The following is a 23,833-nucleotide window of genomic DNA, read 5'->3' on the forward strand; positions in this document are numbered from 1 at the left end:
TTCCCCCAATCTGTCAGGTCTCACACGGAGGGCACGGAGGACACGGAGGAGGAACGGGAGCCCCTCCTCAGTTCCTCCGTGACCTCCGTGCCCCCCGTGTGAAACCAGTCGTTCACGGAGCCGGAGCCGCCACGGCAGGGCGATCGAACGCGCTTTCGACCGGCCGCCCGGCCCAGTCCGCGGGCACCTCCACGCCCAGCAGCCAGAGCGTGGTCGCGGCGGTGTCGAAGGTGCGGATGGGCGCCTCGATGCGCCCCGGCTTCACCCCCGTGCCCCAGGCGATCCACGGGATGGTCATGTCCTCGGGGGCGTCGGTGCCGTGGTCGCGCCCGTGCCCGCCGTGGTCCGCCGTCACGATCACCACCACGTCGTCGCCGAAGGTGCGCACCGCCGCGCGGCGGATCTGCTCGACCGCCGCGTCGGCCCGGCGCACCGCCCAGCGGTAGGGCGTCGACATCCATCCCACCGAGTGCCCCGCGATGTCCGGATCGGGAATGTGCACGAACAGCAGGTCGGGCCGGCGGAACTGCAGGAACTGAACGACGTCCTGCGTCATCCGCGGCGCCATCACCACCTCCAGCCCGCGCGGCGCCTCCACGTCGTCGGGCGCGTCGGGGTGAATCAGGTGGCGGAACTTGGCCTTGGCGAAGTAGGCCGCCGTGTACAGTCCCGCCTTGTCGGCCACGTCGAACATCGTGGGCACCGTCACCCGCCCTTCGGCATCCACCCGCTCGTCGTTGAAGGTGATGCCGTGCACCTCGGGCGGCTGGCCGGTGATCATGGAGGTGTGCGACGGCAGCGTGCGGCTGGGCAGGATGGTCTGCGCCCGCAGCGACCACGCCCCCTCGCGCATCATCCGCTGCAGGTTGGCCGCCCCCGCCGCCTCGATGGCGTCGGCGCGCAGCCCATCGACCGAGATCACCACCACGTGCCGCGCCACCCCGTCGAACGTCCGCGGGGTAGCCGCGCTCCGGTTCAGCCCGCCGCACGCCGCGAGCGCGGGGGCCAGCACCGCCAGCGCGGCCGCCCGCCGAATGGTCATCATCCGCATCCCGCTGCTTCCCTGCTTCCGGTTTCGACGAATCGCTCCGCCCCTCGTGCAACCCCATGCGGAGCATTGAGTTTCGTCAACATGGCAAGAACCCTGCGCACGCGGCGGGGCGCCGGGTGAAACTTGCGGCGCCCGCCGTCGTATCAGTGAGGGACCGGCAGTCCATGGGACGCGAACCTTGCCGCCCGTCCGCGGTGGCGTGGAGGATGTAGGATGTATTGCTCGACGTGTGGATCCAGCGTGGCCCCCGGCAGCGCGCACTGCTCCTCCTGCGGTGCGGCCGTGCCCCGGGCCATGCATGCCGTGCAGGCGGCCCGCCGCGCGCCCCTGGCCGACGCGGTGGCCATCTGCCCCCGCTGCGGCTTCCAGGGGCAGTCTGTCTCGTACTTCTCGCAGACCGGCCCGCTGGCGGGAATGATGGTGCTGGCCGTGCTGACGCTGCCGTTCTTCGGCGCGGGCGGCATCGTGTACTACCTGATGCGCCACGACCACCGCGCCTGCGCCCGCTGCGGCGAGGGGTGGGGCAAGCGCGGCGAGCGGGTGGCGGCGCTCAGCCCGGCCGGCGCGGCGGGGCAGGCCGTGGCCCCGGTGCAGGTGGACGTTCCCGAGCCGTCCGTCGGCTACGTGGGCACCATCCTGCTGGCGTTCATCGCCGTGATGATGGTGACGATCGGCATCACCGAGTTCGCTCCGGTGATGGCCGTGATGGGCGCCATGGCGGGGGTGGGAAGCGTGCTGCGGTACAACGTGGTCCGCCGCCGCCGCGACGATCGCCGCGACGCCATCCTGCAGGCGCTGCAGCAGCCGGTGCTGCGGCTGGCGGCGGAGCGCGGCGGTTCGCTGACGGTGACGGAAGTCGCCTCGTCGCTGGGCTGGACGCTGCCGCGGTCCGAAAAGGTGCTGAACTCGCTCGAAGACGGGCTGCGCATCGTTTCCGACGTCAGCAACGAAGGGGTGATCGTGTACGAGTTCCGGGAGATGATGCACGCCCAGCGGTCGCCCGCGCCGAGGATCGCCCCGTCGGCCCCGCCCGCCCCGCGCGCGCCGGGGCTCGACGCCACGCTGGGGCCGGACGTCACCATGGCCTCGGTTCACACGCTTCACGCCTGAGCCGCCGGTCGATCGATGTACGAAAGGCCCACGAGATCGTGGGCCTTTCGTCGTTCCCGCGCCCGCCGCGCCTTGAGCGGACGCGCCCGTTGCGGTAGATTCCGTGCCGAAACCCGCCTACAGCTCTGCTTCGGCGATGCCGCCGCCGCCGGGGGTCTTCGACTGCCGCTTGGCTTCGGCCACGCGCTCGCCCAGCGCCTCCAGCGAGGTCCAGCGGTCCGGCGCCACCGTGACGATGGCCGCCGAAAGGCGCGTCAGCCGGAACTCGCGCTCCACCCCCTGCCGGTCGCGCGCCACGTAGACGCCCGCGCGCACCGCGTCTTCGGGCAGGTGGCGCGGCAGCCCCTGCGAGAAGCGGGCGCGGGCGGTCAGCACGATCTCCTTGGCGTCCTCGGGCCGGCAGACGGCCACGAAGTCGTCGCCGCCCACGTGGCCCACGAAGGCGTCACGCCCCTCGACGGTGGTCGCCACGGAGCGCCCGGCCTCGCGGATGGCCTGGTCGGCTACGGCGAAGCCGAAGCGGTCCGCGAACGGCTTGAAGTCGTCCAGGTCGAAGTAGCAGACGGCGAACGCGTCGCCGCGGTCGCGCCGGCGCTGGATCTCGCGCTCGATGGCCAGCCCGCCGGCCAGCCCCGTCGTGGGATTGCGGTCCAGCACGCGCTGCACCTGCCGGGTGAGCGCCGACACCCGCGCCAGCAGTTCGCGGGGGTCGAAGGGCTTGGCCAGGTAGTCGTCCGCCCCGGCCTCGAAGCCGCCCAGGCGGTCCTCGATGCTGGACTGCGCGGTGAGGATGAGCACCGGCAGGTGGCTGACGCGCGGATCTGCCTTGATGTCGCGGCACACCTCCAGGCCGTCCGGGCGCCCCATGCGGTAGTCCAGGATCACCATGTCGGGAGGCTGGCGGCGCACCTCGGCCAGGGCCTGCGTGCCGTTCTCGGCCAGGCGCACCTCGTGGCCGGCGTGGCGCAGGAAGTCCGACACCATCTGGCGCAGCCCTTCTTCGTCGTCCGCGTACAGGATTTCGCTCATCCGGCTTCCCACCCCCGACGGTTTTCTTTGGACGTGACCGCATTGAAAACGACGTTCCCCCGCCGCCTGGCCACGCTGCTGCTGGCGCTTGCGGCCTTCGTGGCCCCGCTGTCGCCGGGGCACGCGCAGAATGTAACCGCTTCGCGCCCCCGCGCCACGCCCGAGGCGGCGGCGGCGCGGCTGGCGGAGCGCATCGACGCGGTGCTGGCCCGGCCGCAGGCGCGCCAGGCCCGCTGGGGGATCGAGGTGCGCGACGCCGCCAGCGGGCGCGTGCTGTACGCGCGCGACGCCGGCCGCGCGATGGTCCCCGCTTCCAACCTGAAGCTGGTGGCCGCCGCCGCCGCGGCGCATCACCTGGACCCGGAGTTCCGCTTCCGCACCACGCTGTACGCCGGCGGCGAGGTGAGGGACGGGGTGCTGCACGGCGACCTGGTGCTGTACGGGCGCGGCGACCCCATGATCTCGGCCCGCTACTTTCCCAGCCAGACCGCCGTCTGGGAGATGCTCGCCGACTCGCTGCGCGCCCGCGGCATCCGCCGCGTGACGGGCGGGGTGACCGCCGACGAGAGCTTCTGGGACAGCGAGCGCCACGTGGCCGACTGGGACCCGGAAGACCGCAAGTGGTGGTACGCGGCCCCGGTGGGCGCGCTGGGCTTCAACGACAACTCCATCGACTTCCGCATCCTCCCGGCGTCAGCAGTCGGCCAGCCGGCGCGCATCACCGGCGAGCCCGCGTCCGCCTTCTACCGGCTGGACAACGACTCGCGGATGGTGGCGGCGGGAACTGCGGCCACGCTGGACTTCGACCGCGTACCCGGGACGAACCGTATCCGCGCCTTCGGGGTACTTCCGTTGGGCGCCGGGGGGGACGTGGAGTCGTTCGCCGTGGAAGATCCCGCGCGCTGGACCGGGGTCACTTTCCGCGAGGCGCTGGAGCGGCGCGGGATCGCCTTCGGCCGGTCGGAGGTGCGGGTGGTGTCGGATTCCACCCTGTCCGTCTCCCGCACCGCGCCCGTGCTGGCGGAGTGGCGTTCTCCCCCACTGGACAAGGCGATCGGCCCGGTGCTGCTGAACAGCCAGAACTGGTTCGCCGAGGCGCTGGTGAAAACGCTCGGCAAGCAGGTGCGGGGCGAGGGAAGCTGGGCCGCCGGGCTGGCGGTGGAGCGCGCCTTCCTCGTGGACGTGGCGGGCATCGACAGCGCCGAGTTCGTGCTGCGCGACGGGTCCGGCCTTTCCGCCCTCAACCGCATCACCCCGCACGCCCTGGTGAATCTTTTGGACTACGTGCGCCGTACTCCCCGCCAGGCCATCGTGCGGCAGGCCATGCCGGTGTCGGGCGGAACGGGGTCGCTGCGCGCGCGGCTGACGGACCTGCCCGGGCGCGTGGCCGCCAAGACGGGGTACATCGGCGGGATGGACACCCTCAGCGGCTACCTGGCGATGCCGGACGGCCGCGAAATCCTTTTCTCCATCATGGCCAACGAATCGGGCCAGCCGTCCGCGAGAATGAAGGCACTCATCGACGACGTGGTGCGCGCCATCGCGGCGGAAGCGTAAAGACAGATGAAATCGATCGGATTCCTGGCGCTGGGCGCCGCCCTTTCCGCCTGCGCCACGGCCGCGCCCCCCGCTGACGCGCCCTCGTCCACTCCCGCGCGGCTGGACCCCGCGGTGGCCCTGGCCACCTTTGACAGCGCCTGGTCGTCGGTGAACCGGACCTTCTGGGACACCACCTTCTACGGGGTGAACTGGCCCGCCGTGCGCGACTCGCTGCGCCCGCGCGCGCAGCAGGCCACCAGCAACGCCGAGCTTCGCCGCGTGATCACGGCGATGCTGGACGAGCTGGGCCAGTCGCACTTCAACGTGATCCCGGGCGAGGCCAGCGAGTCGCTGCGCGCCGCCGGTTCCGCTCGTGAGGGCCAGCCGGGCGACGCGGGGATGGAAGTGCGCTATGTGAACGGCCGCGTGCTGGTGACTCGCGTGGTCCCCGGCGGCGCCGCCGACGCGGCGGGCATCCGCACCGGGTGGACGGTGGAGGCGGCGGGCGCGATGACGGCCCAGCGCGTGGCCGACGCGGTCCAGCGGCTGAGCGGTACGATGGACGCCCGGCGCGTGGCGTACATGGCGGCCGGGGGCGTGGGCGCCACGCTCCATGGCACCGCGGGTGACACGGTGCAGGTGAAGCTGACGGACGGCGAGGGCCGCACGGTGGAGCGCGCGCTGGTGCTGCGCGAGCTGCGCGGGCAGATGGCACGCTTCGGCAACCTGCCGCCCATGGAGGTGCGGGTGGAGCAGGACACCCTTCGCGCCTCAGGGCGCACCATCGGGGTGATCGGCTTCAACATCTGGCTTCCCGCGGCCATCCCGGCGCTGGACCGGGCCGTGGACGAGCTGCGCGGCACGGACGGCATCGTCATCGACCTGCGCGGCAACCCCGGCGGCCTGGGCGGCATGGCGCCGGGATGGGCGGGGCACTTCGTGGACCGGCGCGACACGCTGGGCACCATGATCACCCGGCGCGACCGGCTGGAGTTCGTCATCAACCCGCGCCGGGTGAACGCGGCCGGGCAGCGGGTGCAGCCCTTCGCCGGACCCGTGGCCATCCTCACGGACGAGATGACGGCCAGCACCTCGGAGATCTTCGCCGGCGGGCTGCAGGCGCTGGGGCGGGCGCGGGTGTTCGGCGCCACCTCGTCGGGGCAGGCGCTCCCCTCGCTGATGCCGCGGCTGCCCAACGGCGACGTGCTCCTTCACGCCATTGCCGACATGATCGGCCCGGGCGGCGTGCGCTGGGAGGGTCCCGGCGTCGTGCCCGACACGCCGGCGCCGGTGACCCGCGAGGCGCTGCTGGCGGGGCGCGACCCGGCCCTGGACGCCGCGGTCGCCTGGATCGTGGAACAGAACTCACGCCGCTGAACCGCGGCTAATCCGTGGCGGACGATGGTCCGCCGCACCCGGGCGGCCACGGTAGTTCCGGCCGCAGCAAGACCAACCAAGAGAGATTCGCATGAGCTTCCGCACTTCGCCCCTCCGCGCGCTGGCCCTGGCCGGCGCCGCCCTGACCGTGGCCGCGGCGCCCGCCCAGGCGCAGACCCTTCCCACCGCCGAGCAGGTGGTGGCCCGCTACGTAACGGCCATCGGCGGCGAGCAGGCCATTTCGGCGCAGCAGTTCCGCCGCGTGCAGATCGAGATGTCGATGCCCGCCGCCGGCATGACCATGACCGCCGAGATGATGCAGGCGCGCCCGAACAAGGCGGTGATGAACATCGAGCTCCCCGGCATGGGCACCATGCGCCAGGGCTACGACGGCCAGGTGGCGTGGTCCGTCAATCCCATGCAGGGCCCCAAGATCATGGAGGGCAAGGAACTGGCGGACATGCTGCGCCAGTACGACTTCGACGCCAACATGCGCTTCTCGCACATGTTCCGCACCATGGAAACCGTCGGCCGCGCCGAGATGAACGGCGAGTCGTGCGTTAACGTGCGCATGGTGGCGGAGTCGGGCGACGAGGTGCTCAACTGCTTCGCCGACGACGACGGGCTGCTGGTGGGCGCGGTGGTGAAGTCGTCGACCGAGGCGGGGCAGATGGAGAGCACCATCACCTTCCACGACTACCGCGAGTTCGGCGGGCTGAAGATGCCCACGCGCACCTCCATGTCGGTGATGGGGCAGCAGATGGAGATGATCGTCAAGTCCATGAGCACCGACCCCATCGACGCATCGGTCTTCGCGCTGCCGGCCGAGATCAAGGCGCTCCAGCAGTAGCACCGGCCCACACCTCCGGGCAGGTACCATGCGCCTGCCCGGAACGCGCCCGGGATGGAGCTGGCCTGGGCCTTCCGGGCAGAGCGGCGAGACCCGGATGCTGCGGCTGACCGACGGCGAGACCCGCCCCTCATCCGGCGGATCGCGCCGCTGGCCGGCCTGGCGGGCCGACCGGCTGCACGCGCGAGCTATCCTGTTGCGGGAACAGCAATTCGGTGCTAGCTTGGAGGTTGCCGATCTCCCGTAGGACGCCTCGATCGAGGGGCCTTGCGCCGCTCTCCCTCCCGGCCTGCTCCCCCGCCCTCCGACCGTCTCGGACCCAACCATGTGGAACCACTCCGTACCGCGGCGGGCCGTAACCGCCGCCGTGATGATGAGCATCGCCGTCCTGGCGGCTTGTTCCGACGACCTGCCCATGGGACCCGGCACCCGCGCCGCCACCGCCAGGCCGCAGGTGCTCGCCGCGGCCGCGGAGTGCGCCGGCACCGCGGGCACCGTCATGAACCGCGTCGACCTTTACAAGAGCACCACGTGGACGCGCGCGGGGAGCCCTTATCGTGTCAAGGGCTTCGTGCGGGTGCAGGTGGGCCGGCTCACGATGCAGCCTGGTGTGGTCGTCTGCGTAGATTCTGGCTCCTATGTGAGCGCCACCGGGAACGGCCTGGCCATCCTGGGCCACGACACCGCGCGTGTGCTGATCACCGCCAGCAACCCCGCCAAGGGCTGGAGCGGCCTCCTCGTCCACGGGACCGGTTCCCTGACCATGCGGAACGTGCGCTTCGAGTACAGCTACGTTTCCGCACACTCCGTGATGAAGGCGACGATCGACAGTACCGTGTTCCGATCGGCCAGCGTAACCATGGGGGGCGCACCCGGCACGGTGTTGATGAACAGCGTATTCGACGCTGGCGGTGGCGTGGACGTGGGGGGGACCGGGAACCGCGTCGTCAACGTCACCGTGCGCGGAGGCGGACGACTCTCCGTGCAAGGCAAAGAAGCGTTCGTTCGTGGCATCCGGGTCGAGGGCAGTGGTTCGAATGGCGCGGTGATTTACGGGCACGCGAGGGACGTCGAGCTGCGCAACGTGTGGATCGACGGGAGCGCATCCACGGGACTGCTGGTGCAGAAGGGCGCCACGTTCCGGGCCGTCACGCCCCCGCGCATCAAGAACGGCCGCGGCTATCCCGTAATCGCGCCGCTGGAAGCCATCGCCCAGCTGTATCCCACGATTGCCAGCCAGGACAGCGTGCGCGGCAACTGGCGGGACACCATCGTCGTCACCGGCGGCACGCTGCGGGCCCGCACCTTCTGGGCGCACCCCGCGCTGCCGCTGCGGGTGGACTCCACCATCTACGTGGATTCGGCCGCGGTGCTGCGGTCCGGCTACGGTGCCCGGCTCGCCTTTGCGCCCAACACTGGCCTGGTCGCCCAGAACACGGGCCGGGTGCTCCTGCAGGGGTCTGCCGCGGCGCCCACCGTCCTCACGGGGCAGGACCCCGCATCGCCGTGGAACGGCGTGGCGCTCACCGGTTCGCCCACGGCTGCAAGCTCCCTCACCAACGTGCTGATCGAGTACGCGTCGCGCGGGGTAGACGCCGGCGAGAGCCACTCGGTGGTCGTGGACCGTGCCCGGTTCCGGCAGGTGGGATCGGCCGCGAGCCTGGGCGCCGACTCGCGGATCTTCCGGACGCGCATCGACTCCACCCGGTACGCCATGCCCGCCCTGGAGCTTCACGAGCGGGCCATCGCGCGCTACGTGCGCATCCGCGCGGCCGTAGAAACGGCGATCCAGGTGAATGCGTCCACGGTGCAGCTGTCGTACTGCGACGTCGCGGGTTCCGGCGGGCACGCCATCGTCGTCATGTCCGCCGCGCCGGTCATCCGCGGCTGCAACCTGGTGGGCAACCAGGGGCTTGGCATCGCGCTTTCGTCGACGGCCCCCGCCGGCGGCGGCGTCGAGCAAAACTGGTGGGGAGACGCCGCGGGGCCGTTGGGCCCCAACGGCGACGGCGTGTCGGCCGGCCTGGACTACACGCCCTGGCTGACGTCCCCGGCGGCCACGAGCTGGACGCCGTAGCCCGGTTCCTGCTGGCCGCCCACCGCGCCCGCGCAACGACAGCGGCCCCCGCCGGAGTACGGCGGGGGCCGCTTTCATGCCGGTGCGTGGGGAGGGCCGGCAGCGGCTTTCCCCCCTGCGCGGTTCGGGCCTTGTTGGCGTGTTTGCTCGCGGCCCGCCGACACGCCACGTATCTTGCACGCAGGCTACTTGGCACCTGGTACTTGTCACTTGGTACTTTCTTCCCTTTGATCGAATTCCTCGACCTCACCAAGGCCTACGGCGGCTTCGTCGCGGTGCGCGGGCTTTCGCTCGCCGTGCGCCCGGGCGAGGTGTACGCGCTGCTGGGGGCCAACGGGGCGGGGAAGACCACGGCCCTGCGCTGCCTGGCCACGCTGCTGGCGCCCACCTCGGGAACGGCGCGCATCGCGGGCTTCGACGCGCGCGAGCAGCCGCTGGAGGTGCGCCGCCGGCTGGGCTTTCTGGCCGCCTCCATGGGGCTGTATGCCCGGCTGACCTCGCGCGAGCTGCTTCGCTACTTCGCACGGCTGCAGGGAGTGGACGAGGCGCAGCTGGAGGCGCGGATTGACGACGTGGTGCAGCGGTTCGGCATCGCGCCGTTCGAGGACAAGCTGTGCGGCCGGCTTTCCACCGGGCAGCGCCAGCGGGTGAACATCGCCCGCGCCACCGTGCACGATCCCCCCGCCCTGGTGCTCGACGAGCCCACGCTGGGGCTCGACGTGCTGAGCGGGGCCGCCATCTACGACTTCATCGCCGAGGCGCGCCAGCGGGGGCGTGCCGTGCTCTTCAGCACCCACCACATGAGCGAGGTGGAGCTGCTGGCCGACCGCGTGGGCATCATCGCCGGCGGTCGGCTGGCGGCGGAGGGCACGGTGCGCGAGGTGGTGGCGGCGAGCGGCGAAGAGAACCTGGCGCGCGCCTTCCTCAAGATCGCGCGGGAGGCGGCGTGATGCGCTGGGCCACGGTGCGCACGGTGCTGGCCAAGGAGCTTCGCGAAACGCTGCGCGATCGGCGCACGCTGTTCATGATGCTGGTGATCCCCACGCTGCTGTACCCGGCCATGATGGTGCTGGCCGAGCAGCTGGCCCTGTTCGGGCAGCGGCGGCTGGGGGCCGAGCAGGCGCGCGTGGCCGTCACCGGCGCCGACGCCCCGCTGGTCCGCTTCCTGGACGCCGACTCGGCCATCCGCGTGATCTCGGCCGAGAGCGCCTCGGTGGATGCCGTCCGCCAGGGCGACGTGGACGCGGCCCTGGTCATCGGCGCCGCGGGCGCGGCCCCGGGCGGAGACGGGGGGACGCGGAGCATCGCGCTGCTGTACGATGCGTCCAACGACCGTTCGCAGCGCGCGCAGGGGGTGACGCGCGAGCGGCTGGACGAGTGGGGGGACACGCTGCTCTCGCGGCGGCTGCGGGCCCGGGGCCTTCCCGCCGGCTTCGCCACGCCCATCGCCGTCGCCGATTCGTCCGTCGCCACGGCCGAGGAGGCGGGGGGATACGCGCTGGGCCGCTTCCTCCCCCTGATCCTGGTGATGATGACGCTGCTGGGCGCCTTCTATCCGGCGATCGATCTGGCGGCGGGGGAAAAGGAGCGGGGCACGCTGGAAACGCTGCTGACCGCGGCCGTGCCGGCGCGGGAGATCGTGGCCGGCAAGTTCGCCGCGGTGGCGCTGATCGGCATCGTGGCCGCCGCGGCCAACCTGCTCAGCATGCTGCTCACCTTCCAGTCGGGCGTATTCCGCTTCGCCCGGGCGGCGAACGTGCGGTTCACGCTGCCGCTGGAATCGGCCGCGCTGATCCTGCTGGCCCTGGTGCCGCTGGCCGTCCTCTTCTCCGCGCTGTTCCTGGGGATCGCCGTCCGCGCGCAGTCGTTCAAGGAGGCGCAGAACGCGCTGACCCCGGCGCAGCTGGCGGCCATCCTTCCCGTGCTGGTGGTCACGCTTCCGGGGATCGACTTCACCCCCGCGCTGGCGGTGGTGCCGGTGGTGGGCATCGCCATGTTCTTCCGCGAATTGATGGCGGGGCAGGCGCCGCTGGTGGCGTCGCTGCTGGCGTTCGCGGCCACCATCGCCTACGCCGCGCTGGCGCTGGCCTACGCGGCCCGCGCGTTCGGGCGCGAGGACGTACTGTTCGGCGGCGGCTCGGGGACGGCGGCCGCCGGCGGCTCGTGGGGCGAGCGGCTGCGGACGTGGCGCGCCGCCCCGCGCGGGGTACCGCTTCCGGCGGAGGCGCTGGCCTTCATCGCCCTGGTCGCCCTGCTGTACTTTCACCTGGGCACGCGGCTGCAGGCGGACCTGGGGGAGCGCGGGCTCCTGATCTCGCAGTGGCTGCTGCTTGCCCTTCCGGCGGTCGCCTTCGCCACGCTGGGACCGTATCAGCCCCGCAACGCGCTGGCCCTGCGCGCGCCGGCGCCGCGTGCCCTCGCCGCGGCCCTGCTGATCGCGCTGGGGGGAATTCCGGTGGGATGGCTGATTGGCTGGCTGCAGCTGCAGATGTTCGAGGGCGGGATGGAGAGCCTGGGCTACCTGGAAAAGCTGCTGACGGCCACGGATGCACGACGCGCGATGTGGCTGTTCTTCCTGGCCGCGCTGACGCCCGCCATCTGCGAGGAATTGGTGTTCCGGGGCGTACTGCTGCAGTCGCTGGGTCGCGAGATGCGCGCGTGGCGGGCCATCGTGGTGACGGCGGCCGTGTTCGGCGCGTTTCACCTGTCGTTCGAGACGGCCCTGCGCTTTCTGCCCACGGCGTGGGTGGGGCTGCTGATGGGGTACGTGGCCTGGCACTCGCGCTCGATCTTCGCGAGCATGCTGATGCACTTCGCCAACAACGCGTTCGTGGTGCTGCTGCTCTGGCAGCCCGGCGTGCGCCGCGCGGTGCTGAGCGGCGGGTCGCTGTCGTGGCCGCTCGTGCTGGGCGGAGTGGTGCTGCTGGCCGCCGGAATCCGGCTGCTGCCGCGGCGAGAGCCGGAGCGGGAACCGGAGCCACTCGACGCGAGCCAGTCATCCTGAGGCCCAAGCGCACCGTATTTGCCCGTATGCCGAACCTCGCGGGCCGAACGATCTAGCCGCGGATACGTACAAGCCGGGGCGCGGCAGCGGTCACAGATGCGTGGACCTCGGCTGCCGCGGGGCCCTCACCCGGCCGCGCTGACACGCGTGCCACCCTCTCCCACAAACAGCGTGGGAGAGGGGGTACACTTCGGGCCGGGGGCGGGATCATCCGGGATCATCTCGCTCTTTTTGTCTTGACGATGCCGATAATCGTAATTATCATAATCACGATTATCAAACGTCGAGTGGGAGGAGGTGTGCCATGGCGGAGAGGCAGTTTTTCGGGCGAGCGCAGGAAATCCAGGTTATCGAACGCGAGTTGAAGCGCCCCCGCCCGTCGGTCGTGATCGTGCGGGGGCGCCGTCGCGTGGGAAAGTCGCGCCTGCTGGTGGAGGCCACCCGCTCGCACCCGACGATCTACTACCAGGCCACCAGGATCGCCGAATCCATGAGCCTCCAGCTGTTCAAGGTCGAGGCGTCACGCCTGGTGGGCTCGGATCCGCTGCTGGAGTCGCTGAACGACTGGCTGGCCGTGCTCACCTACCTGGAGCAGACCGCCGCCAGCAGCATGCCGGGGCTGACGGTGGTCCTCGACGAGTTCCCATACCTGTGCGACACGGACCCGGCGCTTCCCTCCGTGCTCCAGAAGTTCTGCGACGGCGTGCGGGAGCGGGGCACCCCGATGAACGTGGTGCTGTGCGGCTCCAAGATCTCGTTCATGGAGGAGCTGCTGGGCGAAAAGAACCCGCTGCACGGCCGCCAGACGCTGGAACTGGATCTCGGGCCGCTTTCGTTTCGCGATGCCGCGCAGTTCTTCCCGCAGTGGAATACCGACGAAAAGCTGCGCGCCTACGGGGTGCTGGGGGGCATTCCGTACTACCTGAACCTGTGCGACCCTGAATTCACGCTCAGGGAGAACATCATGGACCTGGTGCTCACGATGGGCGCGCCGCTCAGCGACGAGCCCAACAACCTGCTCCAGGCGGAACTCCGCGACGTCACGCGCTACGCGACCATCCTCCGCTCGGTCGCCGACGGGTGCACGGACTCGGGAACGATCATCGGGCGCGTCCGGGAGCTCAAGGATTCCAGCGCGCTGGCGCCGTACGTACAAAAGCTCGCGGAGCTGCGGCTGATCCGGATCGTGCGGTCGCTGGACGCCACGGAGCGGGAGCGCGACAGGCGGTACTACCTGGACGATCCATTCCTGGCGTTCTGGTACCGGTTCTACCTGCCGAATGTATCTCCCCTGGCCGCCGGGCACTGGGACGACGTCTGGCGCCACAAGATCGATCCACACATGGACGATCACATGGGCGGGATGTTCGAATGGATCTGCCGCGACTACGCGCGCCGGTACATCAACGAAGTGCTGCCCACCGCGGCGCAGGAGGTGGGGCAGATCTGGGCCGCCAACTTCGACGTCGACATCGTGGGACGGCTGCTGAACGGGGCGGCGTTCGCGGGAGAATGCAAGTGGTGGAGCCGGCCGGTGGGACTGAATGTGCTGGAGCACCTTCGCGAAACCGTCGCCCAGACGACGTACGAGCGCGACGCCGCCGAGCGGTACTACCTGCTGTTCTCGCGCTCCGGGTTCACCCCCGAGCTGAAGCGGATCGCGAGGCGGGACCCGAACGTTCGGCTGGTCGGTCCCGCGGAGCTGCTCGGCCCTCCGCCCGCACGATGAGGCGCAAAGAAGCCGGGAGGCCGCAGCGGCGGCCTCCCGGCTTCTTGTCCAACGTCGATCGGGTCAGGCCTGCTCGGGGAAGGTCTCCAGGAGCTGCTTGACGCGGGCCAGGAACGGGTCGCCGTCGGCGCCGTTCACCAGGCGGTGGTCGTAGCCTAGCGAGATGTACCCGCGCTTGCGGGGCACGATGGCGTGGTTGCCGTACTCGTCGGTCACCACGGCGGGGCATCTCCACCCCGCTGACGTCCAGGATGGCCACCTGCGGCTGGCTGTGCTCCGCGGCGATCTTCCGCACCAGCGGCGTGCTCCTGGTCCGCAGCCGCTCTTCGAGCGTGTGCGGTCCGGACGCAAGCCCGGCCACGCCCGCCCGAAAACAGGCGCGCTCAGGTCAGGGCAGCGCTACCCGCGCCACGGTGCTCCAGGGCGAGCACACCGCCCCGGCGCAGGCTCGCACCCGGTAGTCGTACACCCGCCCCGGCAGCAGCCCCCCGTTCTGGAAGGAGGTCGAATTGGCCGGCAGCGTCGCCACGGTCTGCAGCGGCGGCCAGCTCCCGTCCAAGTTCTGCAGCCGGCGTACCACCTGGAACGAGTTTTCGTTGATGCTGGCGTCCGTCCACTTCACCTGGGCGGCCGTCGCCGATACCGCCGTCGCGGTTACTCCGCCTGGGGTGCCGGGCGGCGGGGGCAACTCGACCTGTGCGGCCGTCGTCCAGGTGGAGCAGAGGGGGCGGTCGCAGGCGCGGACCAGGTACTGGTACACGCCTGGCGCCGCGCTGTCCGCGAACGAGGTGAGGTTCGCGCGCACCCTTCCTCGGTCGCCCCATGCCGCCCAGCTGCCGTCCGCGTTGCGCATGCGCCGGGTAATGACGAACACGGTCTCGTTGGCGCTCGCGTCGGTCCACAACACGCGGATGCTGGACGGCGACACCACGCTGGCGGCGACCGGTGAAGGCACGGCCGGGACGGACGGCATCACCACGGGCGCGCTTCTCGTCCCCGAGCACCCCGCGCCATTGCAGGCGTCCAGCCTGTATCGGTAGGCGGTCCCGGGGGTCAGCCCCGTATCGGTGTGGCGCGTGGCGTTGGCGTTCGGCGCGGCCACCTGCTGGTACGCGCTCCAGGTGCCGTCGGCGAGCAGCTGGCGGCGAACGAGGCGGAATCCGGTTTCGTTCGCGCGGCCGTCACTCCAGGTCAGCAGCAGTTCCGTGCCGGAGAGCGGGCTCAAGGCCAGGTTCACGGGCGCGGTCGGCTGGGCCAGGGCGATCGCTCCGCCCACCCTGAACGTGGAGCAGAGCGTCCCGTTGCACGCCCGGACGCGGTGCTGGTACGTGCTCCCCGTGGTCAGTCCGGCGTCGTCGTAGGCGCGGGCCAGGCCCCCCGGCGAGCCGGCCACGACCCACGGACCCCAGGTGGAGTCGGCGTTCATGGTACGTCGGCGCACTTCGAAGTGCGAGACCGAATCCGCCCCCGTGGTGGCCCATGAAACGCGGATGGCGGTGGCCGAGAGCAGTGCCGCGGCAACGCTGTCCGGGGCCGCCGGTGCCGTCGCCTCGGCCAGGGCCGCGCGAAAGTTGGGGAACGGCCCGATGTGCTGCGTCGTGTCGCCGGTCTGGGGCGTTCCCGTGGCCGCCAGCAGGGCCCGCACCTGCACCGCCCCGAGCGGCGCCAGTCCCCTGGCCTTGCGGCGGCCCTGGACGGCGGCGACCGCGGCGGCGACGATGGGCGACGCGCTCGAAGTGCCGTTGAACGAGCCCGTGTAGTAGTTGGCGAACCCTGTCCCGAACAGGCCGCCGTATCCCGTGGTGGTGACGCCCTGGCCCCACCCCTGGACGTCGACCCGGGAGCCGTAGCACGAGAAGTAAAGCCGCGCGTGAAGCGAGCTTCCCGCACCGACGATGAGCGCGCCGGAATCCCGGATGTTCCGGTTGAACAGGCCGTTCATCGCGGGGTCGTCCAGGTTCTGCCCGCCGTTGCCCGCGGCCGCCACTACCACCCGCCCCGCCAGGGTGGCGGCCCGCGTGGCGTCGAACACCGACTGCAGCACCTCCAGCGGCACGTACGTCCCGGTCGGGCTCGAGGCCTGCTGCTCGATCAGGAGCACGTCGCCTGGTGACATAATGGCCGCGGCTTCGGCGACGGCGTTCGCGGGATTGTAGTAGCCGCCGTAGATGGGCGGGATCACCCGTACCTGCGCATCGGGAACGCCTCCGCTCACCCCGAGCCCGTTCACGCGGCCCGCGAGCTCTCCCAGCACCGCCGTTCCGTGGTGGTTCCCGTAGCCCGTATACCGTACGCCGGTGCCGATCTGCGTCGATAGGGGGAGCCCGAGGTCCTCGTGCGCCAGGTACCAGTCGTATTCCAGGTCCACCACCATCACACCGGCCCCCCCGCCGCCCGGCAGCGTGCGGGCCCAGGCGGCGTCGGTCCCCGTGGGCGGAGCGCCCAGGTATCCCTGCTGTCCGGTGAAGTCGGGAGTGCCGGCCATCGTGAACAACCCCGGCGGCGGCGCGGGCACGGGGGCGGGGTAGGCGTGCTCCACCTCGGGGCGCGCCTTCAGCTCCCCGAGCAGCCGTTCGGCGTCGGCAGCCGTGGGAGCCACCACCCGGTACCACGAGCGCAGGTCCGGCGGCGCCTCCCCGGACGACAGCGCCGCCTCGGCCAGGCGGTCCAGCTCGCTTCCGCCGGTGAAGAGCGGCTGCACCACGATGCCCTGGCGGGAGTCCAGCAGGGCCGTTACCCCGTCCAGGCTGGCGCCGCGGGCGCTGGCGAGCGCCCCGCCGGAGTGGCGCACGGCCAGCCCCTCCCGGAACTTCACCTCCAGCGCACGCGCGTCCCCGGGCTGCACCTGGGCGGCCGGGGCGTCGGTGGGCATCAGCGGGTCTGCGCGGTCGCAGGCCGAAAGGGCGCCGAGCACCAGGATGATCCCCAGCACGACGGGGCGCGGGATGAACCGTTGCTTCATGAAAGCCTCCGGACGGAAAATGAAGGGATGGGCAGGGAAGGGTAGGGCCGACCTGCGGAGCCACGAGAATGGATAGTGTCTAACAGGCCAAAATGCAACGATTTTGCGCGGCAGAACTCCGGGGCGCGACGAGAAGAGGCCGGCCCTGCGCGGGCCGGCCTCTTCGTACTGCGCGGATGGTTCGCTACGCCTGCTCGGGAAAGGTTTCCAGGAGCTGCTTGACGCGAGCCAGGAACTGGTCGCCGTCGGCGCCGTTCACCAGGCGGTGGTCGTAGCCCAGCGAGATGTACCCGCGCTTGCGGGGCACGATGGCGTGGTTGCCGTACTCGTCGGTCACCACGGCGGGGCGCATCTCCACCCCGCCGACGCCCAGGATGGCCACCTGCGGCTGGCTGATGATCGGGAACCCGATCGTGGTGCCGAAGATGCCGGGGTTGGTGATGGTGAACGTGCCGCCCTGGATCTCGTCGGGCTTCAGCTGCTTGTTGCGCGCCCGCGTGGCGATGTCGTTCAGGCGCTTGGCCAGCCCCACCAGCGAGAGTTCGTCGGCCTGCTTGATGACGGGCACGATCAGCCCGTGGTCCAGCGCCACCGCGATGCCCAGGTTCACGTCGGCGCGGTAGATCACCTCGTGGTTCCCGTAGCTGGCGTTCAGCTTGGGGTGCTCGCGAAGCCCGCGCGCCACCGCCCACGCGATGAAGTGCGTGTAGGTGATCTTTACGCCCTGGTCGGCCCACAGCTTCTTGTTCTTGCCGCGGATGATGTCGAGCCGCGAGTAGTCGACCTCGAAGTACGAGTGCACGTGCGGGCTGATGCGCCGCGACTGCACCATGTTGTTGGCGATGATCTGCGTCATGCGCGACGCAGGCTCCACGCGGTCGTTGGGCCCGGCGGTGACGGCCGGGTGCTGCGGCGTGCCGTAGAACTCGTCCCACGGGAACGGGAAGCCGCCCTCGTACGAAGGCGCGGGCGCGGCCGGGCGCTGGGCAGGAGCGGCCGGAGCCGGCGTCGCCGGGGCCGCGGCGGGCGCGGACTTCTGCTCCTCGACGAACTTGAGGATGTCTTCCTTGGTCACGCGGCCGTTGCGTCCCGTGCCGGGCACCTGGTGCACCGCCACGTTGTGCTCCGCGGCGATCTTCCGCACCAGCGGCGTGCTTTTCGTCCGCAGCCGCTCTTCCAGTGTGTGGGGCCCATCGCCCAGGGGCGCACCCGCGGCCTGGCCCGCGCCGCCGCTGCCCGCCGCGCCGGAGCCGGAAACCGCGGTGCCCACCGGGTCCGACTGGCCGCGGCCGTCCGCGGGCATCCCGGTGCCGCCGGTCTCCACCTGGCCCACGCCGGACTCCGGCATGGAGGTGGTGCGCTCGCCCGGCACCTCGATGTGGTCCCCGGACGAGGCGGGGGCCGAAGGAGCGGAGGGAGCCGCAGCCGCGCCGGCGCCCGCTTCCGTCTCGATGTAGGCGACGACGGTGCCCACTTCGACCGTCTGGCCCTCGTTCACCACCACCTCGGCCAGCACGCCGGCTACGGGCGACGGGATCTCGGCATCCACCTTGTCGGTGGAAATCTCCATGATGGGCTCGTCGCGCTCCACGCGGTCGCCCACCTTCTTGCGCCATACCGAAACGGTGCCCTCGGCGATGGACTCGCCCATCTGGGGCATCGGGACTTCTACACGGGCCATGATCGTGGTCCTGAGTTTGGGCTTCGCTCTACGTCGATCAGCTTCAGTATGCGGCCAGGTGCCGCGCGGCCTTCACCACGTCCTCCACCTGCGGCAGGAAGTAGTCTTCCAGCGGCGGCGAGTACGGAACGGGCGCGTCGGCGGCGGCCACGCGCAGTACGGGCGCATCCAGCCACTCCCACGCCTTTTCGTTCACGCGCATGGCGATCTCACCCGCAATGCCGCCGGTGCGCGTGTCCTCGTGCACGACCAGCAGGCGGTTGGTTTTCTTCACCGACTGCAGGATGGCGTCCTCGTCCAGCGGCAGCAGCGTGCGCAGGTCGATCACCTCCACCGACAGGCCGTCCTCCTTCTGCAGGATCTCGGCGGCCTCGGCGCTCTTGTGCACCATCGCCGCGTAGGTAACGATGGTCAGGTCCGTTCCCTCGCGGTGCGTGCGCGCCTTGCCCAGCGGAACCACGTAGTCGTCCTGCGGAAGCACCTCGCGCAGCTGCGGCCGGCGGTACAGCCACTTGTGCTCGAAGAACAGCACCGGGTCATCGTCGCGGATCGCCGCCTTGATCAGCCCCTTGGCGTCGTGCGCCGTGGAGGGATAGACGATCTTGAGCCCCGGCGTGTGGAAGAACGCCATCTCGGGGTTCTGGCTGTGGAACGGCCCGCCGCGCACGCCGCCGCCCGTGGGGCCGCGGATCACCATTGGCACGCCGCCGCTGCCGCGGTACCGGCTGGTGGCGATGTAGTTGGTGATGATGTCGTACGCCGTGGAGACGAAGTCCATGAACTGCATCTCCACGATGGGCCGCATCCCCATGTGGGCCGCGCCCGCCGCCGCGCCGGTGAACCCCGTCTCGCTGATGGGGGTGTCGATCACCCGCATGCCGCCGAAACGGTCCAGGAAGCCGTCCGTCATCTTGAAGGCTCCCCCGTACGCGCCGATGTCTTCGCCCATCACGAAGACGCGCTCGTCGCGCTCCATCTCCTCCCACATCCCCTCGCGGATCGCCTCGAGCAGGGTGACGGGCTTGCCCTGCTCCGTCAGACGGACGTGCTCGGGCTTTTCAATCACGGTCGCCATCGTTCAGCGTCTCGGCGTCAGGCTCGGGTGGGGTCGGCCGGCTCGTGGCGCGTCCAGGGCGCGTTCACGGGGCCGTCTGCGTACACGTCGGTCAGCGCTTCCTCGGGCTGGGGAAGCGGGCTCTTCTCGGCTTCGGCCACGGCCTCGTCCAGCTCGCGGTCGATCTGCTCGCCGATGCCGGTCAGCTCCTGCGCGGTGGCCCAGCCATTGTCCAGCAGCGCCTTGACGTAGCGGTCGATGGGGTCGTTGGTGCTGGCCCAGTGCTCGATCTCGGCCGGGTCCACGTACGTTTGCGCGTCGTGCTGCGCGTGGCCCTTGCGGCGGTACGTCATCACCTCGATCAGCGTGGCGCCCCCGCCACTGCGGGCGCGCTCCACCGCGCGCTGCGACGCGCCGTAGACGGCCAGCATGTCGTTGCCGTCCACCTGCTCGCCGGCCATCCCATAGCCCGGCGCCTTGTCGACGAACGACTTCGCGGCGGTCATGAAGCGGCTGGGCGTGCTGTACGCCCACCGGTTGTTCTCCACGATCACGACCAGCGGCAGCTTCTGCACGGCGGCGAAGTTCACGCCCTCGTGAAAGGCGCCGGTCGACGTGGCCCCGTCGCCGATGTACACCATGGTCACGCGGTCTTCGCCGCGCTGCTTGAAGGTGAGTGCCACCCCCGCCATCACCGGGATCAGGTCGCCCAGCGGGCTGATCTGCCCGACGAAGCCCCGGTCGTAGTCGGTGATGTGGATGTTCAGCTCCTTGCCGCGCGCCAGCGAGTCGCCCTTGGCCATGTACTGCTTGACCACCTCCACCGGCTTCGCGCCGATGGTGAGCATCGATCCCAGGTTGCGGATCAGGGGCGACAGCATGTCGCCGGTACCGTCCGTGCGGCGCCGCAGTGCGTAGGCGCTGGCGACGGACTCGCCTTCCTGCCCCAGCGAGCGGAACAGCCCGCCGATCACCTTGCTCTGCTTGAACAGCACCTCCAGCCGTTCTTCCAGGCTGCGCGTAAGCCGCACCAGCCGGTACATCTCCAGCAGCTGGTCGCGCGTCAGCCCGTGGGGGATCGTGGTGGTGCGGGCCTTGGTCTTGTTCGCCATTTCGATCGACGGTCCGTGCCTGCGCCGCTCTCCGGGCATGGTTGATCCCCGGGCGGCTGGAAGCGGGACAACTTGCGGCGCAGGCTCCGGGGAGTCAAGCAACGGGACGTGAAATGGGGTCTCACACGGAGGGCACGGAGGTCACGGAGGAACTGCTTGGGGCCTCACGCAGAGCCGCAGAGACGCAGGAGCAACAGACAGGGGTCACGCGGAGGCGCGGAGGTCGCGGAGGGAACCGCGGAGGGGGTTCGAAGCTCTCCTCTCTCCCGCGCTGTTTGCGGGGGAGAGGCCGGGAGAGGGGGCTCCCGAGGTATGAGAGGACGCCAGTCGAGCCCCGCCCGAAGTTCTCCCCTCTCCCGGCGCAGTTTGCCGGGGGAGGGGCCGGGGGAGGGGCCCCCGCGGGGCAGACGAAAAGGGCGGGGAAGCCGAAGCCTCCCCGCCCTGATGTCGACCTGTCGCCAGAACCAGCCCGATCAGAACAGCACGCGATAGACGAGAGACAGGTTGCGCCCCGGCGAGGGCACCAGCAGGCGGCTCGTCGGCTCGCGGTACTGCTCGTCGAGCAGGTTGTCCGCCCGCAGCACGATGCTGTGGATGCGGCGGCCCTGGCGCAGGCTCAGCCCCGTGCTGAGGTTCACCAGCGTGTACGCGTCCGTGCGGAACTCCTGCATCTCCGCGCGGTCCTGCGCGAACGCGTGCCGCGCCTCCACCCCCAGCGAGTAGCGCCCATCGTCCCACCGCGCGCTGCCGCCCACCCGCGCCGCCGGCATGAAGGGCAGGGCGCCGCCCTGCACGAAGTCGCCGCGCACCAGGTCGCCCATGGCGCCCAGCACCACGTGGCGCGCCACCACGGCCTCCACCTGGCCCTCCAGGCCGCGCAGCTCGGCGTCGGCCTGGCGGAACACGTTCAGCGGCACGACGTCGGTGTGGCCCTCTTCCTCGTGGAAGATGGCCGTGTCGCCCACCACGTCGGCGGTGATGTAGTTGTCGATGCGGTTGTAGAACGCCGCCACCTGCGCGTTGATGTGCTCCGACTGCGCGCGCAGCACCGCCTCGGCGCCGCGGTTGGTCTCCAGCTCCAGCTCCGGGTCGCCCACGTCGTACGTGCCCGCGGCGTGGTGGAAGGCGTTGGAGAACAGCTCCTCCACCGTCGGCGCGCGGAAGCTGCGGGCCACGCTCACGCTGGCCGACAGGTTGGGGTTCAGCGGCACGTTCAGCCCCAGTGAGCCGGAAAAGCTGCTGAAGTCGCGGGCGCGGACGTTCTCGAACCGCTCGTCGCCCGTTTCCTCCGGCCTCACCTGGTACACGTCGTAGCGCGCGCCGGCCTGCAGCGACGGCGCCGCGTCGCCCGTGCCCAGCGCCATCTCCTGGTACACGAACGCGCCGCCCGTGCGGCTGTCGGCGCCCGGGGTGAGCGCCTCTTCGCCCTCGGGCGAGTACTGCTTGAGGAGCCCCGACACCCCCACCGCGCCCGAGAAGCGGCCGAACTCGGTCTTGGCGTTCAGGCCGCCGCTCTGCGTGTTCAGCCGGAACCGCGTGCCGATCTCGCCGTTGCCCTCGATCTCGTCGTGCCCGTACCACTGCGCGCTTCCCTCCGCCCGCAGGTTGGTGAACCCGCGGTCGCCCAGCCACAGGCTCACCCGGCCGTTGGCGTCCGTCCGCTGGCCATTGATGGTCACGCCTTCCTCGTGGCCCTCCTCCTCGTGGCCTTCCTCTTCCTCGGCATGGAGGCTGGCCAAGCCGTAGTCGAACCGGTACCCACCGACGGACGCGCCGGCCTGCACGTGCTCCGTTACATATCCAATTCCACCGGTGCCGTACAGGTTGTTGTAGAAGGTGTTCGGCAGCGGGACCCCGCCGCCCGTGTGCACGTCGTCCACCCGCCGCCCGCCCGCCCGGGCCGTCACGGCCAGCGACTCGCCCAAGGGCATGGTCACCTCACCGGTCAGCGCCCCGCCGGGGTTCACCGACTCGCCCTGCGCGGCCAGGAATCCCGACGCCTCGCCGGGGATGGTGTTGGGGATGTCGGTGGAGATCACGTTCACCACCCCGCCCAGCGCGTTGTTGCCGTACAGCAGCGACGCGGGGCCGCGCACCACCTCGATGCGGCTGGCCGCCAGCGGATCCACCGAAAGCGCGTGGTCGGCGGAGGTGGACGACAGGTCGCCCGTGCGCTGGCCGTTCTGCACCACCAGCACGCGTTCGCCCGCCAGGCCGCGGATCACCGGGGTAGACGCCGCGGGGCCGCCGTAGCGCACCGACAGGCCGGGCTGGCTGGAAAGCGTCTGCGCCACGCTGGTGCCCAGGCTGCGCTCCAGCGCCTTGCCCGAAAGCTCCACGGTGGACTGGGTGATGTTCAGCGGGTCGGCGCTGCGAGGCGAGGCGGTGACGTTGATGCCCTCCAGCGACAGCACGGTGCTGCGCAGGGTGATGGTCACCCGCACCTCGCCGCCCTCGGCGGGGACCACGGCCACGGCGTGCCCCGGCGCGTAGCCCAGGAGGGTCGCGTCCACGTGGTACGTCCCGGGGCGCAGCGCGCGGAAGACGAAGGTGCCGTCGCCGCTGGTGAGCGTGGAGCGGCTGAGCTCGTTGATGACGACGCGGGCGTTGGATAGCGGAACGCCCGCCGTGTCGCGCACCACGCCCACGATGGGCGGCGCGGCGGCGGAATCGGCCGGGGCGGCGTGGGCCGCGGCGGCGGATACGAGCAGGGCGGCCAGCGCCAGCACGGCGCGGCCCGCGATGCGATATAGCATGGGAAATCTCCTGAATCCGGAACGTCGGCCGGAGTGCGCCCGCGACGATCGCGGACGGACCCGGCACCAGGGTTTCGTTCTGTGCGCCGCGACGGGCGGCGTGGATTTCAGGCGACGGGGGGAGCGCGGGCGCGGGTGGCGCCCTGGACGAGGGCCGAGGCGAGCGAGGGCGCCTGGGGAAGGCGCTCCGTGACAGCAGCGTGCTCGCCGCCGATGCGCGGCGCGTCCACTGGCAGCGCGACGGAGCCGTGCGCGTGGCAAACGACGCAGTGAAGCTCGTCGTGCGGCGGAATCCCGTCGGGCTGCGTGTCGGGGAGCTGGGCCAGCGTGGCGTGGCCCGCCGTGGAGGCGGGCGCCACGTCCAGCCCGCTGCCCCACGCGTGCAGCGCCGGAAGCGCCGCCACACCCACAAGGTGCAGCAGCGTTCCGAGCAGCAGCGCAATGCGCCGCGTGCAGGCGAGGGCTCCGGTCGCGCGATTCATCGTAGTGCGCCTACCCCCTT

The 23,833-nt window shown here is 71.0% G+C and carries 17 protein-coding genes; 8 read left to right on the plus strand and 9 right to left on the minus strand.

The window, feature by feature from the left end:
- Nucleotides 1-112: 112 nt before the first annotated feature.
- Entirely contained in the window at nucleotides 113-1,045 is a 933-nt protein-coding gene (locus VF632_RS16185; RefSeq protein ID WP_331023960.1) for an ectonucleotide pyrophosphatase/phosphodiesterase, read from the minus strand.
- 288 nt (nucleotides 1,046-1,333) lie between these two features.
- On the opposite strand from VF632_RS16185, the gene VF632_RS16190 reads away from it, so the two are divergent.
- Nucleotides 1,334-2,161, plus strand: a complete 828-nt coding sequence (locus tag VF632_RS16190) for a hypothetical protein (RefSeq protein WP_331023961.1) — start codon at nucleotides 1,334-1,336, stop codon at nucleotides 2,159-2,161.
- Nucleotides 2,162-2,278: 117 nt separating this feature from the next.
- Here the strand turns inward: VF632_RS16190 and VF632_RS16195 are convergent, their stop codons facing one another.
- A complete protein-coding gene (locus VF632_RS16195) occupies nucleotides 2,279-3,190 on the minus strand; it encodes a response regulator (RefSeq protein WP_331023962.1) in 912 nt (303 codons plus the stop codon).
- Between the two features lie 42 nt (nucleotides 3,191-3,232).
- Between VF632_RS16195 and dacB the strand changes: the two genes are divergently transcribed.
- From dacB to VF632_RS16230, 7 genes are all read left to right on the plus strand, one after another.
- Nucleotides 3,233-4,747, plus strand: a complete 1,515-nt coding sequence (gene dacB / locus VF632_RS16200; RefSeq protein WP_331023963.1) for a D-alanyl-D-alanine carboxypeptidase/D-alanyl-D-alanine endopeptidase — start codon at nucleotides 3,233-3,235, stop codon at nucleotides 4,745-4,747.
- Between the two features lie 6 nt (nucleotides 4,748-4,753).
- A complete protein-coding gene (locus tag VF632_RS16205) occupies nucleotides 4,754-6,106 on the plus strand; it encodes a S41 family peptidase (protein ID WP_331023964.1) in 1,353 nt (450 codons plus the stop codon).
- Nucleotides 6,107-6,197: 91 nt separating this feature from the next.
- Nucleotides 6,198-6,956, plus strand: coding sequence for a hypothetical protein (locus VF632_RS16210; RefSeq protein WP_331023965.1), 759 nt, complete (start codon nucleotides 6,198-6,200; stop codon nucleotides 6,954-6,956).
- Nucleotides 6,957-7,281: 325 nt separating this feature from the next.
- Nucleotides 7,282-9,033: a hypothetical protein gene (locus VF632_RS16215; RefSeq protein WP_331023966.1), complete on the plus strand. Its 1,752-nt coding sequence runs from the start codon at nucleotides 7,282-7,284 to the stop codon at nucleotides 9,031-9,033.
- Nucleotides 9,034-9,260: 227 nt separating this feature from the next.
- Nucleotides 9,261-9,983, plus strand: a complete 723-nt coding sequence (locus tag VF632_RS16220) for an ABC transporter ATP-binding protein (protein ID WP_331023967.1) — start codon at nucleotides 9,261-9,263, stop codon at nucleotides 9,981-9,983.
- On the plus strand, nucleotides 9,983-12,037 hold the full coding sequence (locus tag VF632_RS16225; protein WP_331023968.1) for an ABC transporter permease subunit/CPBP intramembrane protease: 2,055 nt from the start codon (nucleotides 9,983-9,985) through the stop codon (nucleotides 12,035-12,037). The genes VF632_RS16220 and VF632_RS16225 overlap by 1 nt, the downstream gene beginning before the upstream one ends.
- 304 nt (nucleotides 12,038-12,341) lie before the next feature.
- Entirely contained in the window at nucleotides 12,342-13,766 is a 1,425-nt protein-coding gene (locus tag VF632_RS16230; protein WP_331023969.1) for an ATP-binding protein, read from the plus strand.
- Nucleotides 13,767-13,829: 63 nt separating this feature from the next.
- Here the strand turns inward: VF632_RS16230 and VF632_RS16235 are convergent, their stop codons facing one another.
- The 7 genes from VF632_RS16235 to VF632_RS16265 all read right to left on the minus strand — a co-directional run bounded on the left by VF632_RS16235 (nucleotide 13,830) and on the right by VF632_RS16265 (nucleotide 23,813).
- The gene (locus VF632_RS16235; RefSeq protein ID WP_331023970.1) at nucleotides 13,830-13,985 is read right to left on the minus strand and encodes a 2-oxo acid dehydrogenase subunit E2; all 156 of its coding nucleotides are present in this window, start codon (nucleotides 13,983-13,985) and stop codon (nucleotides 13,830-13,832) included.
- A gap of 169 nt (nucleotides 13,986-14,154) precedes the next feature.
- Nucleotides 14,155-16,728 carry a fibronectin type III domain-containing protein gene (locus VF632_RS16240; RefSeq protein ID WP_331023971.1) on the minus strand — a complete coding sequence of 858 codons (2,574 nt, stop codon included), beginning with the start codon at nucleotides 16,726-16,728 and terminating at the stop codon, nucleotides 14,155-14,157.
- Nucleotides 16,729-16,912: 184 nt separating this feature from the next.
- Entirely contained in the window at nucleotides 16,913-18,409 is a 1,497-nt protein-coding gene (locus VF632_RS16245) for a dihydrolipoamide acetyltransferase family protein (RefSeq protein WP_331023972.1), read from the minus strand.
- Between the two features lie 43 nt (nucleotides 18,410-18,452).
- Nucleotides 18,453-19,484, minus strand: a complete 1,032-nt coding sequence (locus tag VF632_RS16250) for an alpha-ketoacid dehydrogenase subunit beta (RefSeq protein ID WP_331023973.1) — start codon at nucleotides 19,482-19,484, stop codon at nucleotides 18,453-18,455.
- 17 nt (nucleotides 19,485-19,501) lie between these two features.
- Nucleotides 19,502-20,575 carry a thiamine pyrophosphate-dependent dehydrogenase E1 component subunit alpha gene (locus VF632_RS16255; RefSeq protein ID WP_331023974.1) on the minus strand — a complete coding sequence of 358 codons (1,074 nt, stop codon included), beginning with the start codon at nucleotides 20,573-20,575 and terminating at the stop codon, nucleotides 19,502-19,504.
- A 473-nt stretch (nucleotides 20,576-21,048) separates the two neighbouring features.
- Complete coding sequence (locus VF632_RS16260; RefSeq protein WP_331023975.1) at nucleotides 21,049-23,331, minus strand: TonB-dependent receptor; 2,283 nt, start codon at nucleotides 23,329-23,331, stop codon at nucleotides 21,049-21,051.
- A 107-nt stretch (nucleotides 23,332-23,438) separates the two neighbouring features.
- Nucleotides 23,439-23,813, minus strand: a complete 375-nt coding sequence (locus VF632_RS16265; protein ID WP_331023976.1) for a hypothetical protein — start codon at nucleotides 23,811-23,813, stop codon at nucleotides 23,439-23,441.
- Between the last annotated feature and the right edge of the window lie 20 nt (nucleotides 23,814-23,833).

Origin of the sequence: Longimicrobium sp., assembly GCF_036388275.1 — a bacterium.
In the GTDB taxonomy this organism is placed as follows: domain Bacteria; phylum Gemmatimonadota; class Gemmatimonadetes; order Longimicrobiales; family Longimicrobiaceae; genus Longimicrobium.